The organism is Leifsonia sp. RCC_180 (assembly GCF_058138205.1).
The window spans coordinates 1250768-1267040 of sequence record NZ_CP200340.1 but is presented as its reverse complement, the minus strand read 5'-3'; the positions used below and the strand labels follow the sequence as shown (position 1 = coordinate 1267040).

Below are 16273 nucleotides of genomic sequence, written 5' to 3'. Positions count from 1 at the left end.
TGAGCATTCCTGAAAAAAGGACCCTCGGTCACCGCCCGAGTTGCGCCACCGTCCGCACCGCGTCGGCGACCGCCGGAGCGACGCTCGCCAGCTGATCAGCGGACATTTCCGGCCCCCAGGAGAACCGAACCGCGGTTCGTGCGACGTCCTCCGGGTACCCGAGCGCGAGCAGCACGTGCGATGCGTCCTCACTTCCCGCAGCACAGGCGGAGCCGCTGGAGGACACGACCCCGCGCCGTTCCAGTTCGAGGAGCACCGCCTCGCCGTTCGTTCCAGCGAACACGAAGGAGGCCGACCCGGGGAGCCGCGAGGTCGGGTGACCGGTGAGGGATGCGCCGGGCGCCTCCTCCAGCACGGCCGCGATGAACGCGTCCCGAGCCTCCGTCGCTGCCGCCGCGCGCGCATCCAGCCCTTCCGCCGTCAGCCGTACAGCCGTCGCCAGCGCGACCGCCCCGGCCACGTTCTCCGTCCCGGACCGCCGCCCCCGCTCCTGACCACCGCCGTGGATGACCGGCTCCAGCGGGATGCGCCCGCGCACGTACAGCGCACCGACACCCTTCGGCGCCCCCAGCTTGTGGCCCGAGATGCTCAGCGCGTCCACTCCGAGCGCTCCGACGTCCAGCGGCAGCCAGCCGGCGGCCTGCACCGCATCCGTATGAAAGGGGATGTCGTGCTCGTGCGCGAGCGCGGCGAGCGTCGCGATCGGCTGCACCGTGCCGACCTCGTTGTTGGCGAGCATCACGCTCGCGAGCGTGGTGTCCGGCCGCAGGGACGCGGCGAAGTCGTCGGGCGACACCATCCCGTCGCGGCCCACCGGCACGTACGTGACGGAGAACCCGTGCACGCGCACCAGGTAGTCGACCGACTCCAGCACCGCTTCGTGCTCGATCCGGGTCGTAACGATGTGCCGGCCGCGGGGATTCGCCAGCGCGATCCCTTTGACGGCCAGGTTGTCCGCCTCCGTTCCTCCGGAGGTGAACGTGATCTCGGACGCCCGGCAGCCGAGCCAGGCGGCGACCGCAGCACGCGCGTCCGCCAGCCCGCGCGCGGCAGACTCGCCGACGGCGTGGTGACTGGACGGGTTGCCGAAGTCGCCCGTCAGGTACGGCCACATCGCCTCCAGCACCTCCCGGCGAACCGGGGAGGTTGCGGCGGCGTCCAGGTAGATCACTCGACCACCACGTCCAGTCCCAGGTCGAGCGAGCGGACGCTGTGGGTGAGCGCGCCGGAGGAGATGACATCCACCCCGGTCTCGGCGATGTCGCGCACGGTCGCGAGGCTGACGTTGCCGCTCGCCTCCACGATCGCCCGGCCCGCGACCAGCGCGACACCCTCGCGCAGCTGTTCGAGCCTGAAGTTGTCGAGCATGATGGTGTCCACCCCGGCGGCGAGGACCGGCTCGATCTGGTCCATCCGGTCGACCTCGACCTCCAGGTGGGTGGTGTGCGAGAGCTGCTCGCGCACCCGCAGCAGCGCATCCGTCACCGAGAGGCCGGTCTGCGCGGTGAGGACCGCCAGGTGGTTGTCCTTCGCCATGACCGCGTCCGAGAGGGAGTAGCGGTGGTTGTGGCCGCCGCCGGAGCGCACGGCGTGCCGCTCGAAGGCGCGCAGCCCGGGCGTCGTCTTGCGCGTGTCGACGATGCGGGCGGAGGTGTGGGCGACCTCGGCGACGAAGGCCGAGGTGAGGGTGGCGATGCCGCTCATCCGCTGGGTGAAGTTGAGGGCGACCCGCTCCGCCTGAAGCACCGACCGGGCCGGGCCCTCGACCGTGGCGAGGGCGTCCCCGGCCTCGAACCGGCCGCCGTCGGGGAGGTGCAGCGTCACCGCGATCGCCGGGTCGGTGAGGGTCATCGCCGCGGCGAACACCTCGCCGCCGGCGAACGTTCCTGGCTCGCGGGCGACCAGCCGCGCGGTCGCTCTCGCCTCCTCGGGGATGAGCAGCTGGCTGGTCACGTCGCCCCAGGGTGCGTCCTCGACGAGGGCGGCCTGGACGGCGGTGTGGATGAGCTGGCGGGTCAACATGCGGCAGGCACCTCTGTGCGGGTCGGCTGAGCGGGGTCAGCGACGAGAACGGCGTGGGGGAGGAGGACGGTGTGGACGGGCGCGCCCGTGCCCGTCAGCGGGAAGTCGGACCGGAAGTGCGCCCCGCGCGACTCCTCACGCGTGAGCGCTGCGGCGACGACGAGCCGGCCGAGTGTGAGGAGGTTGGCGTCTTCACCCGGTTCCTGGTCGGCGGTCGCGGCCAGCTCGGCCGCGGCCTGGGCGAGGCGCGCCCCGTCGCGGTGCACGCCGGCGGCCTCCCACATCAGGCTGCGCAGCCGGTCGCGGTCGAAGGAGAGGGTCGCCGGATACGCGGCCGCGAGACGCGCGTCGTCGACCACCGCACCCTCCCGAACCCAGGCGGGCGCATCCTGCCACGGCTCGTCGATCGACTCGGCGGCCCGGTGAGCGAAGACCAGGCCCTCCAGCAGCGAGTTCGAGGCCAGCCGGTTGCCGCCGTGCGCGCCCGTGCAGGCGACCTCGCCGACGGCGAAGAGCCCCGGCACGGTGGTCCGTCCGGCGGTGTCGGTGACGACCCCGCCCATCGCGTAGTGCGCAGCGGGCGTGACGGGGATGGGCTCCCGCCCCCAGTCGTAGCCCGCGGCGCGCGAAGCGGCGTCGATCGTGGGGAAGCGTCGCGCGAGGAACGCCGCGCCGAGCGCCGTCGCATCCAGCAGCACCGGACGCCCGCCCTGCGCCGCCATCTCGACCGCGATGCCGCGGGCGACCACATCGCGGGGGGCGAGTTCGGCATCCGGATGCACGTCGAGCATGAAACGCTCACCCGCCGCATTGCGCAGCACCGCACCTTCGCCGCGGACCGCCTCGGAGATCAGGAAGGACCCGCCGTCGCCGGCGTGCAGCGCGGTCGGATGGAACTGCGTGAACTCCAGGTCGGCGAGGGCGGCCCCGGCGCGCCACGCGGCGGCCACCCCGTCGCCGGTCGCGACCTCGGGGTTGGTCGTGTGCGCGTACAGCTGGCCCCAGCCGCCGGTCGCAAGCACCACCGCGTCCGCGTCCACGGTCAGCGGCGACCCGTCGACCAGCAGGCGCACTCCGGCGGCACGTCCGTCGCGGACCACCACATCGCTCAGGAACGCGGCCTCGATGGCCGGGATGCGCGCAGCCGCCAGCGCCTCGGCGAGCGCCCGCTCCAGCTCGGCGCCCGTCGCATCCCCTCCGGCATGCAGTACCCGGGCGGAGGAGTGCGCGGCCTCGAGCCCCCGGGCGAGCGTGTCGCCGTCGCGGTCGAAGGCAGCGCCGCGAGCGATCAGCTCGCGCACCCGGTCCGGGCCGTCGAGGCAGAGCGCCTCCACCGCCTCCCGCACGTTCAGCCCTGCCCCCGCACGCAGCGTGTCGGCGATGTGCGCGTCGACGCTGTCGTCCGGGAACAGGGCGGCGGCGATCCCGCCCTGCGCGTACCGGGTGCTCCCGGTGGTGAGCGCCGCCTTGGTCACGACCGTGACGTCATGCCCGAGCGCCTGCGCGCGGAGTGCCGCGGTCAGCCCCGCGATGCCGCTTCCGACCACCACGACGCGGCTCATGTCACGCCGCCATCGTCGTGTCGGGACGCGCGGCGAGCATCCGCTCGAGTGCCACCCGGGCCGGCTCTGCGACCGACGCGGGCACGCTCACCTGGTTGACGACCTCGCCACGGACCAGACCCTCGAGTACCCAGGCGAGGTAGCCGGGGTGGATGCGGTACATCGTCGAACACGGGCACACCACCGAGTCGAGGCAGAAGATCGTGTGCTGCGGATACTGCGCCGCCAGCCGCTGCACCAGGTTGATCTCGGTGCCGATCGCGAACGTCGAACCGGCGGGCGCCGCCTCGATCGCCTTCACGATGTAGTCGGTCGAGCCGTACTCGTCGGCGGCATCCACCACATCCATCGGGCACTCGGGGTGCACGATCACGCGCACGCCCGGGAACTCGGCGCGGGCGTGCTCGATCTGCCCGACGGTGAAGCGCTTGTGCACCGAGCAGAAGCCGTGCCAGAGGATCACCTGGGCCTCCTGAAGAGTGGATGCGTCGGTCCCGCCCCACGCCTTGCGCGGGTTCCACAGCGGCATCCGCTCGATCGGCACGCCCATCGCCTTCGCGGTGTTGCGACCGAGGTGATGGTCGGGGAAGAAGAGGACGCGCTGTCCCCGCTCGAACGCCCACTGCAGCACGGTGGCGGCGTTGGACGACGTGCACACGATGCCGCCGTGCTCGCCGCAGAACGCTTTCAGCGCAGCGGACGAGTTCATGTAGGTGACCGGGATCACGGGCACGCGGCCCTCGGCGTCGGGCTCGGTGCCGTACAGCTCCTCCAGCTGCTCCCAGCACTCCTGCACCGAGTCGAGGTCGGCCATGTCGGCCATCGAGCAGCCGGCCGCCAGGTTCGGCAGGATGACGCGCTGGTCAGGGCGGGAGACGATGTCGGCGGTCTCCGCCATGAAGTGCACGCCGCAGAAGACGATCGCCTCCGCCTCCGGCCGGGCCTTCGCGGCGTTCGCGAGCTGGAACGAGTCGCCGATGAAGTCGGCGTACTGCACGACCTCGTCGCGCTGGTAGAAGTGGCCCATGACGGCGACGCGGTCGCCCAGGGTGGCCTTGGCGGCGCGGATACGGTCGCCCAGTTCGACGGCCGATGCGGTGCGGTACTCCTCCGGCAACTCGCCCTGGCGGGGCGCGTCGGCCGGGATCGGGTCGGCCATGGATGCGCCCGGCCCATAGGAGGGGAGCAGGCTGTCGAACTCCCACGGAGCCTGCACCAGGTCGGGGGTGCAGGTCTCGCCGTCGAGCTGACCCGACGCGATGAGCCCGATGGTGGTGTCGACCGAGGCGATAGTCATGCGTTTCTTCCTTCGAACGGATGCTGCTGGCGGGGGAGCGGCCCCGCGTCGGCGAGGTCGATCTGGTCGTTGTAGCGGTACAGCCGCGGCGGCCGGTGCGGCGTGCCGGTGAGGTATTCGTCGGTCGCGACGACGGGGCCGGAGCCTTCGATCGTGCGGCGGAAGTTGGCCGGATCGAGGGCCTTGCCGAGCACGGCCTCGTGCACCGCGCGCAGCTGGGCCAGCGTGAAGCGCTCGCCGAGGAACGCGTGGGCGATGCGCGAGTACTCCATCTTCGTGCGCAGCCTCCACAAGGCGTACTGCACGATGACCGTGTGGTCGAAGGCGAGCTCGGGGAGGTCGTCGGCCGGGAACCAGCGGACGTTCTCCCCGACGCTGGCGCGCTCGGCCTCCTCGCTGCGGACCAGGGCCCAGTAGACGACGGAGACGACGCGGTCGGCGCCGGGGGAGCGGTCGGCGTCGCCGAAGGCGTAGAGCTGCTCCAGGTAGCTGGGGGTCAGCCCCGTGGTGTCGTTCAGAGTGCGGGCGGCGGCGTAGGCCAAGTCTTCGCCGACCCGGAGCGGGCCACCGGGAAGCGCCCAGCGGCCCTCGAACGGCTCCCGGATGCGGCGGACCAGCGGCAGCCAGACCTGCGGCAGGCCGGTGGTCTCGTCGTCGTTGCGCAGGGCGAAGATCACCGTCGACACGGCGAGGATCGCGCTCGCGCGTTCGTGTCGTGCGGTCATGGCCCGCTCCTCGCCTAATGGTCAATCTGACTCTAACTGTCACCCATCTTAGTGTCATATCGACCAGAACGCCAAGCGGAGCATCCAGTGGTCGCAACACGCCGTCTCGCAGGCGGTCGACACGGCGTGTTGCGACCACTCGATGGAGCGGCGGCGCGCGATCGCCGCGGGAGGGAGCGCCGCGCGACCGAACCGGATATGCTGGCCGGACATCCAACTGAATACTGGGCCAACGAGGTCGATGCGGGAGAGCCGTGCACGCGTGAGCGGGCCGGCACCGAAGGAGCAATCCTCCCCGACAATCTCTCAGGTACGCGTACCGCATCGGACTGGCCACTCTGAAAAGCAGGACGGCGCCCGCCGTTCTCGCCCACGGTGAAAGCCGCCATCCCACGGGATGCGGTGAAACTCTCAGGCCGGATGACAGAGGGGGAGTTCTTCCCGGGAGCGGCGACGCCCCCGCAGCCCCCGGCCGGATGGCCGGCGAATCGGAGAACTCATGACCTCGCAACAGACCCCGCCGGACGGATCGACGCCCGGCGAACGTCTCTCCCCGCTCCACGACGTCCACACCGCCGCGGGCGCCTCGTTCACGGACTTCGCCGGCTGGCAGATGCCCGTCCGCTACTCCTCCGATCTAGCAGAGCACCACGCCGTCCGCACCGCCGCGGGCCTCTTCGACCTGTCGCACATGGGCGAGATCGTCCTCATCGGCCCGGAGGCCGGGCAGGCGCTCGACTACGCCCTCGCGGGCAAGCTCTCGGCGCTCGCCACCGATCAGGCGAAGTACAGCCTCCTGCTCTCCCGCTCCGGCGGGATCGTGGACGACCTCGTCGTCTACCGCACGGGCGACGACCGCTACATGGTGGTCGCCAACGCCTCCAACCGCGACGCCGTCGCCGAAGAGCTGCGCGACCGCACGGCGCCGTTCGACGTCGAGGTGTTCGACGAGTCCGACGACATCGCCCTGATCGCGGTGCAGGGCCCGGCCGCGCTGTCCATCCTCCTCGCCACCCCCGGGCTCTCGGCGGACGCCGGCGCCCTCGGCGGCGCGGACTTCGGCGAGCGCCTCTCCGCCCTCAAGTACTACTGGTCGCTCCCGGCCGAGTTCGAGACGCATCCCGTGCTCATCGCCCGCACCGGCTACACCGGTGAGGACGGCTTCGAGCTCTATGTCGCGCCCGACAACGCCCGTGCCCTGTGGGATGCGCTCACGGAAGCGGGCACCGAGCAGGGCCTCGTCCCGGCCGGTCTCGCCAGCCGCGACACCCTGCGCCTGGAGGCAGGGATGCCGCTGTACGGTCACGAGCTCGGCCCCGACACCATGCCGGCGCAGGCGGGCCTCGGCCGCGTCGTCAACCTCGCCAAGGACACCGACTTCGTCGGCCGCTTCGCCAGCGAGGAGGGCCCGCACCCGGACGCCCGCGTGCTCGTCGGACTCACCGGCGAGGGCAAGCGCGCCGCCCGCGCCGGATACCCCGTCTTCGCCCACGACGAGACGTCGGGGGAGGACGCCGAGGTCGGCGTCGTCACCTCAGGCGCGCTGTCTCCGACCCTCGGCATGCCCATCGCCATGGCGTACGTCGCCCCCCGCTTCGCTCGGGAGAACACGTCGCTCCAGGTGGATGTGCGCGGCACGCGCCTCCCCTTCACCGTCACCGCCCTCCCCTTCTACAGCAGAAAGAAGCGCTAGCCATGGCCGCAGAACGAGACCTGAAGTACACCGCAGAGCACGAGTGGCTCCTGGTCGAGGGCGATGTCGCGACCGTCGGCATCACGTCCTACGCGGCCGAGAAGCTGGGCGACGTCGTCTTCGTCGAGCTGCCGGAGGAGGGAAGCGACGTCACCGCCGGGCGCGTCGTGGGCGAGATCGAGTCGACCAAGTCGGTCGGCGAGCTGTTCGCGCCGGTCGACGGCACGGTCGCCGAGGCGAACGCTGCAGTGGTGGATGCGCCGGAGCTCGTGAACTCCGACCCCTTCGGCGAGGGCTGGCTGGTGAAGGTGAAGTTCACCCAGCTCCCCGACGACCTGCTGAGCTACGACGAGTACGCCGCACTGACCGGCGAGTAAGGTTCCGACACCTCCATGACCGACCTCTTCCCTACGCGTCACATCGGCACCGATACGGACGCGCAGAGCACCATGCTGTCCGCGATCGGCGCAGCGTCCTCCCGCGAGTGGGCCTCCGTCGAGGAGCTCGTGGCTGCCGCAGTCCCGGACTCCATCCGCGTGGATGCTGACCGCGCGCCCGCACTGCCCGAGCCGATCGGGGAGCGCGCCGCGATCCGCGAACTACGCGCCATCGCCGCCCGTAACACGGTGAACCGCAGCCTCATCGGCCTCGGCTACTACGGCACGATCACTCCCGCCGTCATCAAGCGGAACGTGCTCGAGAACCCGGGCTGGTACACCGCATACACGCCGTACCAGCCGGAGATCTCGCAGGGCCGGCTGGAGGCGCTGATCAACTTCCAGACCATGGTGTCCGACCTGACCGGGCTCGACACGGCGAACGCGTCGATGCTCGACGAGGGCACCGCGGTGGTCGAGGGGATGCTGCTGGCACGTCGCGCATCCAAGGCGAAGTCGTCCACGTTCGTGGTCGACGCCGACACGTTCCCGCAGACGCTCGCCCTGCTGCGCAACCGGGCGGAAGCGGTCGGCATCCAGCTGGCCGTGCTCGATCTGGCGAGCCTGCCGGCCGACGCCCCCGAGCTGAGCGACGCGTTCGGCCTCTTCGTCCAGTACCCCGGCGCCTCCGGCCGGGTGTGGGACCCGAGTGCCGTCATCCGCACCTCCAAGGACGCCGGCGCGGTCATCGTGGCCGCCGCCGACCTGCTCGCCCTCACGCAGCTCCGCGCCCCCGGGGAGCTCGGAGCGGATGTCGCAGTCGGCACCACCCAGCGCTTCGGCGTTCCGATGGGCTTCGGCGGCCCGCACGCCGGTTACATGGCGGTCCGCAAGGGACTCGAACGCCAGCTCCCCGGCCGCCTGGTCGGTGTGTCGCAGGATGCGGTCGGCAAGCCCGCCTACCGCCTGACCCTGCAGACGCGCGAGCAGCACATCCGCCGCGAGAAGGCGACCTCCAACATCTGCACCGCTCAGGTGCTGCTCGCGGTGATGGCCGCGATGTACGCGGTCTACCACGGGCCTGCCGGCTTGCGCGCGATCGGACGCCAGGTGCACCTGTCGACGGCCGGAGTCGCCGGGGCGCTCCGCGCATCCGGTGTCGAGGTCGTGTCGCGGTCGTACTTCGACACCCTCCAGGTCGAGGTGGATGACGCAGCCACCGTCGTCGCCCGGGCGCACGACCGCGGTCTGCTGCTCCACGCGACGGATGCCGGGCTCGTCTCGCTGAGCCTCGACGAGGAGTCGGCGGCCGACCTCCGAGACGGCACCTTCCCGCTCGCCGACCTCATCGAGGTGCTCGGCGGTACGGTCGATGCCGAGTTCTCCGTCGACCTGGCGGGGGAGCCGTCCTTCGACTCGGGGCTCGCCCGGGAGTCGGGATACCTCACGCATCCCGTGTTCAACACCCACCACTCCGAGACCGCGATGATGCGCTACCTGCGCCTGTTGCAGGACCGCGACTACGCGCTCGATCGCGGCATGATCCCGCTCGGCTCGTGCACCATGAAGCTGAACGCGGCGACCGAGATGGAGGCCGTGACCTGGCCCGAGTTCGCGGCACTGCATCCCTTCGCGCCGGCCGCCGATGTGGCCGGATCGCTCGAGCTGATCGACCAGCTGGAGAGCTGGCTGGCGGACGTCACCGGCTACGACACCGTCTCCCTGCAGCCCAACGCGGGCAGCCAGGGCGAGCTCGCGGGCCTCCTCGCGATCCGCGGCTACCACCGCTCGCGCGGCGACCTGCAGCGCACGGTGTGCCTCATCCCACAGTCCGCCCACGGCACCAACGCCGCCTCGGCGGTGCTCGCAGGGATGAGCGTGGTCGTGGTCGCGACCGACGAGCTGGGCAACGTCGACCTCGACGACCTGCGCGCCAAGATCGCCGAGCACGCCGACAGCCTCGCCGCGCTCATGATCACCTACCCGTCGACGCACGGGGTCTACGAGCACGACGTCGTCGCCATCACCCAGGCCGTGCACGATGCGGGCGGACAGGTCTACGTCGACGGCGCCAACCTCAACGCCCTGCTCGGCTACGCACGGTTCGGAGACTTCGGCGGCGACGTCAGCCACCTCAACCTGCACAAGACGTTCTGCATCCCACACGGCGGAGGTGGCCCGGGTGTCGGCCCGGTGGCGGCCAAGGCGCACCTCGCGCCCTTCCTGCCTGGGCATCCTCTGGCTCAGGATGCGACGCATCCGCTCGCAGGCGGCGGCCGTGTCGAGCACGGCGGCGCCCCGGTGTCCGCCGCGCCCTACGGCAGCCCGAGCATCCTCCCGATCAGCTGGGCGTACGTCCGGATGATGGGCGCGGAGGGGCTCAAGGATGCGACCGGCGCTGCCGTACTCGCGGCCAACTACGTCGCAGCCCGGCTCCGCGAGCACTTCCCGGTGCTCTACGCAGGGGAGGACGGCCTGGTCGCGCACGAATGCATCCTCGATGTGCGCCCGCTCACCGAGCGCACCGGCGTGACCGTCGACGACGTCGCCAAGCGGCTCATCGACTACGGCTTCCACGCGCCGACCATGTCGTTCCCGGTCGCCGGCACCCTCATGGTGGAGCCGACCGAGAGCGAAGACCTGGCCGAGCTCGACCGCTTCGTGGCCGCGATGGTCGCGATCCGCGCCGAGGCGGACGCGGTGGCGGCGGGGGACTGGCCCTCCGACGACAACCCGCTGCGCAACGCCCCGCACACCGCAGAGTCGGTCGTCTCCTCCGACTGGAGTCACCCGTACTCCCGTGAGCAGGCCGTCTACCCGGTGCCTGCCCTCGTCCGCACCAAGTACTGGCCGCCGGTCCGCCGCATCGACCAGGCCTACGGCGACCGCAACCTCTTCTGCGCCTGCCCGCCCCCCGAGGCGTTCGCCTGACCCCGTTTCCCAAGCCAACAGGTCCTCAGTTTTTCGCATCCTGCGCGGCGTGTCGCCTGAAAAACTGAGGAACTGTTGGCGGGGGTTGAGGGGAGTGGAATAGAGAGGGCTAGGCGAAGACGGACGGCCACCACGCGACGGCGAGGGGATAGCCGACGAACGAGACGATGTCGATGATGGTGTGCGCGATCACGAGCGGCATCACCCGGCCCCAGCGCGTGTAGCACCAGCCGAAGACGACGCCCATCACGGCGTTGCCGACGAACGGACCGAAGCCCTGGTAGAGGTGGTAGCTGCCGCGCAGCACCGCCGCCGCCAGAATGATCGTCCACTTTCCCCAGCCCAGCTGCCGCAGTCGGGTGAACAGGTAACCGACGACGATCACTTCCTCCTGAAGCGCCGCACGCAGCGCCGCGAGGATGAGCACCGGCACCGTCCACCAGTGCGCGTCGAGGGTCGATGCTTCGACCGTCACCGTGATCCCGAGCAGCCGCGTCACCGCGTAGAAGAGGATGCCCGGCACGCCGATGACGAGGAACAGCAGCCCGCCGCCGGCGAGGTCGCGCACGGGCCGGGTCAGGTCGAGGCCGATGCGGTGGAAGCCGCTCCGCTGCGGCTGCCACAGCAGATAGACGACCAGCGCGACCGCGAACAGCGGGAACAGATTGCCCAGCACCTGATAGAGGAAGTCGAAGACCTCCCGGCTCGACTGGGCCGGATTCACCTCCGTCTTCTGATCGGCGAGGGGCGTGCTCTGGGTGGCGCGGTCGACGATGCTGACGATGGAGTAGACGGCCGACTGACCGAGCGAGAGGCCGAGGACGATCGCGATCTCCCACCACAACCGCTGCCGTGATCCGCGGTCGACAGGAGACTCGGCGGCCCAGGTCAACGCGTTGCTCATAGGGGCATCCTGCCAGGCCCCGCGGGAAACCACGGAAACGTTGCATTACGCGAACGATTCCATCGTTTTTGTGCGCTTCGTGCAGGAATCCACCGACTGAGTTACCACTCTGTAACGTTTTGTGCCCCTGTTTTGCAATCGCTGCCGACGATACCTAGGGTCATTCTTATCCCGCGCGGGACAGGCGCTCTCGCACGCTTGCACCGTCGCACACTTCGCACAGGAGGAACATTGCACATCAACGGAAGAAAGGTCAGGTACGGGCTCAGTGCTGTCGCCGTGGCAGGCGTCGCCGCACTCGCCCTGTCAGCCTGCACCACGTCCGGCAGCACCAACACCTCGTCCGCTGCCAAGGGCGGCACCGTGACGGTGGCGGTCGTCAACGACTTCACCTCGTTCAACTCGCAGACGCCGCAGGGCAACCTGGACACCAACGGCCAGGTCGGGTACCTGAACGGATCGTACGGAACCGGGTTCCAGTACATCGACAACAACTACAAGATCGTCCACGACGACAAGTTCGGCACATTCGAGAAGACCTCGGACGACCCGCTGACGGTCAAGTACACGCTGAACAAGGACGACAAGTGGAGCGACGGCCAGCCCGTCACCGCTGACGACATGATCCTCGCGTGGGCCATCGCCTCCGGCCACTACGACTCGGCGAAGTTCGACGCCGAGGGCAACGTCTCCAGCGGCACCCAGTACTTCACGATCGCGGGCTCGACCGCCGGTGTGGACGCGACCGACTTCCCGACGGTCAGCAACGACAACCGCACGATCACCCTCAAGTACGCCACCCCGTACGTGGACTGGGAGCTCGTGAACCCGATCGCGCAGCCCGCGCACATCGTGGCCAAGAAGGCGGGCCTCTCCTCGGCCGCCGACCTGACCAAGCTGCTGAAGGGCCTGCCGAAGGGCGACCCGGCGAACCCGGCTCCTGTCGACCCGACGCTGAAGAAGGCGGCGGACTTCGTCAACACCGGCTACGACGTGACCGCGTTCCCGACCGACAAGGACCTACTGGTCTCCTCCGGTCCGTTCGTCGTCTCCTCGTGGACCCCGGGTCAGTCGCTGACGATGACGAAGAACAAGTACTACGCCGGCGGCCTCAAGCCGAACGTGGACAAGATCGTCTTCCGTATCATCCCGGACGCGAACGCCCAGGTCACCGCTCTCCAGAACGGTGAGGTCGACATCATCAACCCGCAGGCGTCCGCCGACACGATCACCGCGCTCAAGCAGACCAGCGCGAAGATCCTGACCGGTGCGCAGGCGTCGTACGACCACCTCGACCTGAACTTCGGATCGCCGGTCTTCGCCGACGCCAAGGTTCGCGAGGCGTTCCTGAAGACGATCCCGCGTCAGCAGATCCTCGACTCGATCGTCACCCCGGTCGACTCGAAGGCCAAGGTCCTGGACTCGCAGATCTTCCTGCCGAACCAGGAGCAGTACGAGGGCAGCGTCAAGCAGAACGGCTCTGACAAGTACAGCAAGGTCGACATCGACGGCGCCAAGGCGCTGCTCGCCGGTGCCACGCCGACCGTCCGCATCCTGTACAACACGAACAACCCGAACCGTGTCGACGAGTTCCAGTCGATCGCGACCTCGGCCGCCAAGGCCGGCTTCAAGGTCGTCGACGCCGGCTCGCCCGACTGGAGCAAGCTGCTCCCGGGTGGCGACTACGACGCCTCGCTCTTCGGCTGGATCAGCCCGGGTGCAGGCACCACGCAGCTGCCGCAGGTGTTCGCCTCGCAGGGTGGCGGTAACTACAACCGCTACACGGGCACCAACGACCCGGCCCTCAAGTCGCAGACCACCCTGGACAAGGATGAGCTGACGAAGATCGAGTACCAGATCGACAAGAAGACCTTCGCCGACGGCTATGGCCTTCCGCTGTTCCAGCTCCCGGGTGTCTTCGCGACCACCTCGCGGGTTGACGGCATCAAGTACAACGGCGGGCAGTCCGGCCCGTTCTGGAACTTCTGGGAGTGGAACGTCAAGTCCTCCTCCTCGAAGTAACAACTCCGCAAGTGAGAGTGCCCGGGCGAACCCCGGGCACTCTCCCTGCGGCGGGGGCGTCGGTTTCTTGACCGACGCCCCGTATCATGTAGTCGGTGGACGCGATCCGTCCGCCCCGTGAGATACGCGCCTGGCGGCGAACCCCCTCCCGCCGCACCCGAAGTTCGGCGCGTCCTGTCAGTGAAGGTTTTGAACCTATGGCGAGTTTCATCCTGAGGCGCCTCCTGGTCTCAGTGCTCATCATCATCGCCGCTTCGTTCCTGATGTACATGCTGGTGGCCTACAGTGTCGACCCGCTCCAGGACCTGCGAAGCAGCAACTCCCCGAATAAGACGCAGCTCATCAACGCGCGCATCCAGCTCCTCCAGCTCGACGTGCCGCCGCCGCTGCGCTGGCTGCTGTGGCTGGGTGGTGCGGCCAAGTGCCTCATCCCGTTCGCCAACGCGTGCAACCTCGGCGCCACGGCTTCCAACGCCCAGGTGACCGACATCCTGCCTCAGGCCCTCGGGTCGACGGTCCAGCTGGTCACCTTCGCCCTGATCCTCGCGATCCTCCTCGGTGTGACCATCGGTATCGTCACCGCCCTTCGCCAGTACAGCGGACTCGACAACGTCGTCACGTTCTTCAGCTTCTTCCTGTACTCGCTTCCGGCGTTCCTCGTGGCCGTGCTCCTGAAGGAGTTCGTCGCCATCGGGTTCAACAACTTCCTCGCGCATCCGACGATTCCGTGGTGGATCGCCGTCATCATCGGCGTGGTCGCGGGCCTCATCTGGCAGTCGCTGATCGGCGGTGACCGAAGGCGGCGTCTGATCACCTTCGTGGTCTCCGCTGTGGCGACCGCCGGTGTGCTGCTGCTGATGTCGGCTACGAACTGGTTCCTCGTGCCGGGCCTCGGCCCGATCGTGATGATCCTCCTCATCGCCGCAACCGTGATCGGCGCGACCGCGCTCATCTCGGGGCTGCAGAACCGGCGTGCGCTCATCTCGGCGGCCATCGCCGGCGCGGTCAGCCTCGTCTGCTACTTCGCCCTGCAGCCGCTGTTCGACGTCTCCACGGTCGCGACCATCGTCATCCTGGCGATCGTGGCCATCGTCGTGACGCTGGCGATCGGCTGGTTCGTCGGCGGCTACGACCGCGGCCAGAACATGCGCATCGCCGTCATCGTCACGCTCGTGTCCGGCTTCCTGATCATCGTCGACCGCTTCATGCAGGCCTGGCCGCAGTACTTCCAGGACACGAACGGCCGCCCGATCGCGACCGTGGGCTCCTCGACCCCCGGGCTCGAGGGCGACATGTGGGTCACCGGACTCGACACGTTCACGCACCTGGTGCTGCCGACGATCGCGCTGCTGCTGATCTCGTTCGCGTCGTACACCCGCTACTCGCGGGCCGGGATGCTCGAGGTGCTGAACCAGGACTTCATCCGCACCGCGCGCGCGAAGGGCCTGCCCGAGCGGACCGTCGTGGTGCGCCACGCCTTCCGCAACATGCTGATCCCGATCACGACCCTCGTCGCCTTCGACGTCGGCGCGCTGCTCGGTGGTGCGGTCATCACGGAGCGGGTGTTCGCGATCCCCGGCATGGGCTCGCTCTTCAACGCCGGACTCCAGCGCGGTGACCTCAATCCGGTCATGGCCTACTTCCTGGTGATCGCGGCCATGGCGATCCTGTTCAACTTCCTGGCAGACCTCGCGTACGCCGCACTCGACCCGAGAGTGAGGGTCCGATAATGTCCGACAACACACCTATCGCCGACGAGCTGCAGGCGCCGAGTGCGCCTCCGGTCAGTCAGGGCAAGCTGGTCTGGAAGCGGTTCCGGTCGAACAAGGTCGCTGTCGCCAGCGCCATCCTGTTCATCTTCATCCTGATCTTCTCGATCTCGGCGATCGGCCTCGGGCCCATCCCCGGATGGTGGAAGTACAACTACACCGAGCTGAACCCGCAGGTGCAGCAGGGTTCGCCCAGCTTCGAGCACCCCTTCGGTCAGGACCGCATCGGCAAGGACTACTTCGCGCTGACCATGCGCGGCATCCAGAACTCGATCCTCGTCATGGTCGTCCTCGGCCTGATCGCGAGCGTCGTCGGTGTCGTCGTCGGGGCGGTGGCGGGATACTTCCGCGGCGTCGTCGACGCCATCCTGATGCGCATCACCGACGTGTTCATCGTCATCCCGGCGCTGGTGATCGGCTCGGTGGTCGGGCACGCGTTCGGCGGGCTCGGCGCCTTCTTCCTGGCCCTGATGCTCGGGTTCTTCTCGTGGATGGGCATCGCCCGACTGGTCCGCGGCGAGTTCCTGTCGCTCCGCGAGCGGGAGTTCGTGGAGGCGGCGCGGGTCGCCGGCGCCTCGGACAGCCGCATCATCTTCAAGCACATCCTGCCGAACGCGATCGGCGTCGTGATCGTCGCCTCGACCCTGATCATGGCCTCCGCCATCCTGCTCGAGACCGCGTTGTCGTACCTCGGCTACGGCATCCGGCCGCCGGACGTCTCGCTCGGCCTCCTGATCAGCTCCAACCAGTCGGCGTTCCAGACCCGGCCCTGGCTGTTCTGGTGGCCCGGCGCGTTCATCGTCACCCTGGCGCTGCTCGTCAACTTCGTCGGAGACGGCCTGCGCGACGCGTTCGACCCGCGCCATCGCCGGTTCAACCTGCGCAAGATGCGTGAGCAGGAGCCGGAGGACGGCGAAGGCGACGACCGCAGCCCCAGGACTGGAGCGGCCCTCGCGGAGGACGTGCTGTGA

Annotated in this window: 12 protein-coding genes and 2 riboswitches; of the genes, 6 read left to right on the top strand and 6 right to left on the bottom strand. The window is 69.3% G+C overall.

Annotated features, from left to right (window positions below; genetic code table 11):
* Nucleotides 1-28: 28 nt before the first annotated feature.
* Genes AB7E03_RS06220 through AB7E03_RS06200 form a run of 5 tightly spaced genes read right to left on the bottom strand, consistent with a single transcriptional unit; the run spans nt 29 to nt 5606 of the window.
* Nucleotides 29-1171 (bottom strand): cysteine desulfurase family protein, encoded by a 1143-nt coding sequence (locus AB7E03_RS06220; protein WP_489940252.1) that lies wholly within the window; start codon nt 1169-1171, stop codon nt 29-31.
* Nucleotides 1168-2022, bottom strand: a complete 855-nt coding sequence (gene nadC, locus AB7E03_RS06215) for a carboxylating nicotinate-nucleotide diphosphorylase (RefSeq protein ID WP_489940250.1) — start codon at nt 2020-2022, stop codon at nt 1168-1170. The genes AB7E03_RS06220 and nadC overlap by 4 nt, the downstream gene beginning before the upstream one ends.
* Entirely contained in the window at nt 2016-3584 is a 1569-nt protein-coding gene (nadB, locus tag AB7E03_RS06210) for an L-aspartate oxidase (RefSeq protein WP_489940248.1), read from the bottom strand. Before nadB ends, nadC begins: the two co-directional genes overlap by 7 nt.
* A gap of 1 nt (nt 3585) precedes the next feature.
* Entirely contained in the window at nt 3586-4881 is a 1296-nt protein-coding gene (gene nadA, locus AB7E03_RS06205; RefSeq protein ID WP_489940246.1) for a quinolinate synthase NadA, read from the bottom strand.
* Nucleotides 4878-5606 (bottom strand): NUDIX hydrolase, encoded by a 729-nt coding sequence (locus AB7E03_RS06200; RefSeq protein WP_489940244.1) that lies wholly within the window; start codon nt 5604-5606, stop codon nt 4878-4880. The genes nadA and AB7E03_RS06200 overlap by 4 nt, the downstream gene beginning before the upstream one ends.
* A gap of 234 nt (nt 5607-5840) precedes the next feature.
* Nucleotides 5841-5938: riboswitch (glycine riboswitch) on the top strand.
* Between the two features lies 1 nt (nt 5939).
* A riboswitch (glycine riboswitch) is annotated at nt 5940-6040 on the top strand.
* Nucleotides 6041-6105: 65 nt separating this feature from the next.
* On the opposite strand from AB7E03_RS06200, the gene gcvT reads away from it, so the two are divergent.
* From gcvT to gcvP, 3 genes are read left to right on the top strand one after another with little or no spacing between them, the layout of a single operon-like run.
* Entirely contained in the window at nt 6106-7299 is a 1194-nt protein-coding gene (gene gcvT / locus AB7E03_RS06195; RefSeq protein WP_489940242.1) for a glycine cleavage system aminomethyltransferase GcvT, read from the top strand.
* A 2-nt stretch (nt 7300-7301) separates the two neighbouring features.
* Nucleotides 7302-7676 (top strand): glycine cleavage system protein GcvH, encoded by a 375-nt coding sequence (gene gcvH / locus AB7E03_RS06190; protein ID WP_441781793.1) that lies wholly within the window; start codon nt 7302-7304, stop codon nt 7674-7676.
* A 15-nt stretch (nt 7677-7691) separates the two neighbouring features.
* Nucleotides 7692-10607, top strand: a complete 2916-nt coding sequence (gcvP, locus tag AB7E03_RS06185) for an aminomethyl-transferring glycine dehydrogenase (RefSeq protein WP_489940239.1) — start codon at nt 7692-7694, stop codon at nt 10605-10607.
* 109 nt (nt 10608-10716) lie between these two features.
* Here gcvP and AB7E03_RS06180 read toward each other — a convergent pair whose 3' ends face one another.
* A complete protein-coding gene (locus AB7E03_RS06180) occupies nt 10717-11511 on the bottom strand; it encodes a CPBP family intramembrane glutamic endopeptidase (protein ID WP_489940237.1) in 795 nt (264 codons plus the stop codon).
* A gap of 231 nt (nt 11512-11742) precedes the next feature.
* On the opposite strand from AB7E03_RS06180, the gene AB7E03_RS06175 reads away from it, so the two are divergent.
* From AB7E03_RS06175 to AB7E03_RS06165, 3 genes are all read left to right on the top strand, one after another.
* Nucleotides 11743-13533: an ABC transporter family substrate-binding protein gene (locus AB7E03_RS06175; RefSeq protein ID WP_489940235.1), complete on the top strand. Its 1791-nt coding sequence runs from the start codon at nt 11743-11745 to the stop codon at nt 13531-13533.
* 197 nt (nt 13534-13730) lie between these two features.
* Nucleotides 13731-15263: an ABC transporter permease gene (locus AB7E03_RS06170; RefSeq protein WP_489940233.1), complete on the top strand. Its 1533-nt coding sequence runs from the start codon at nt 13731-13733 to the stop codon at nt 15261-15263.
* On the top strand, nt 15263-16273 hold the full coding sequence (locus AB7E03_RS06165) for an ABC transporter permease (RefSeq protein ID WP_489940231.1): 1011 nt from the start codon (nt 15263-15265) through the stop codon (nt 16271-16273). The genes AB7E03_RS06170 and AB7E03_RS06165 overlap by 1 nt, the downstream gene beginning before the upstream one ends.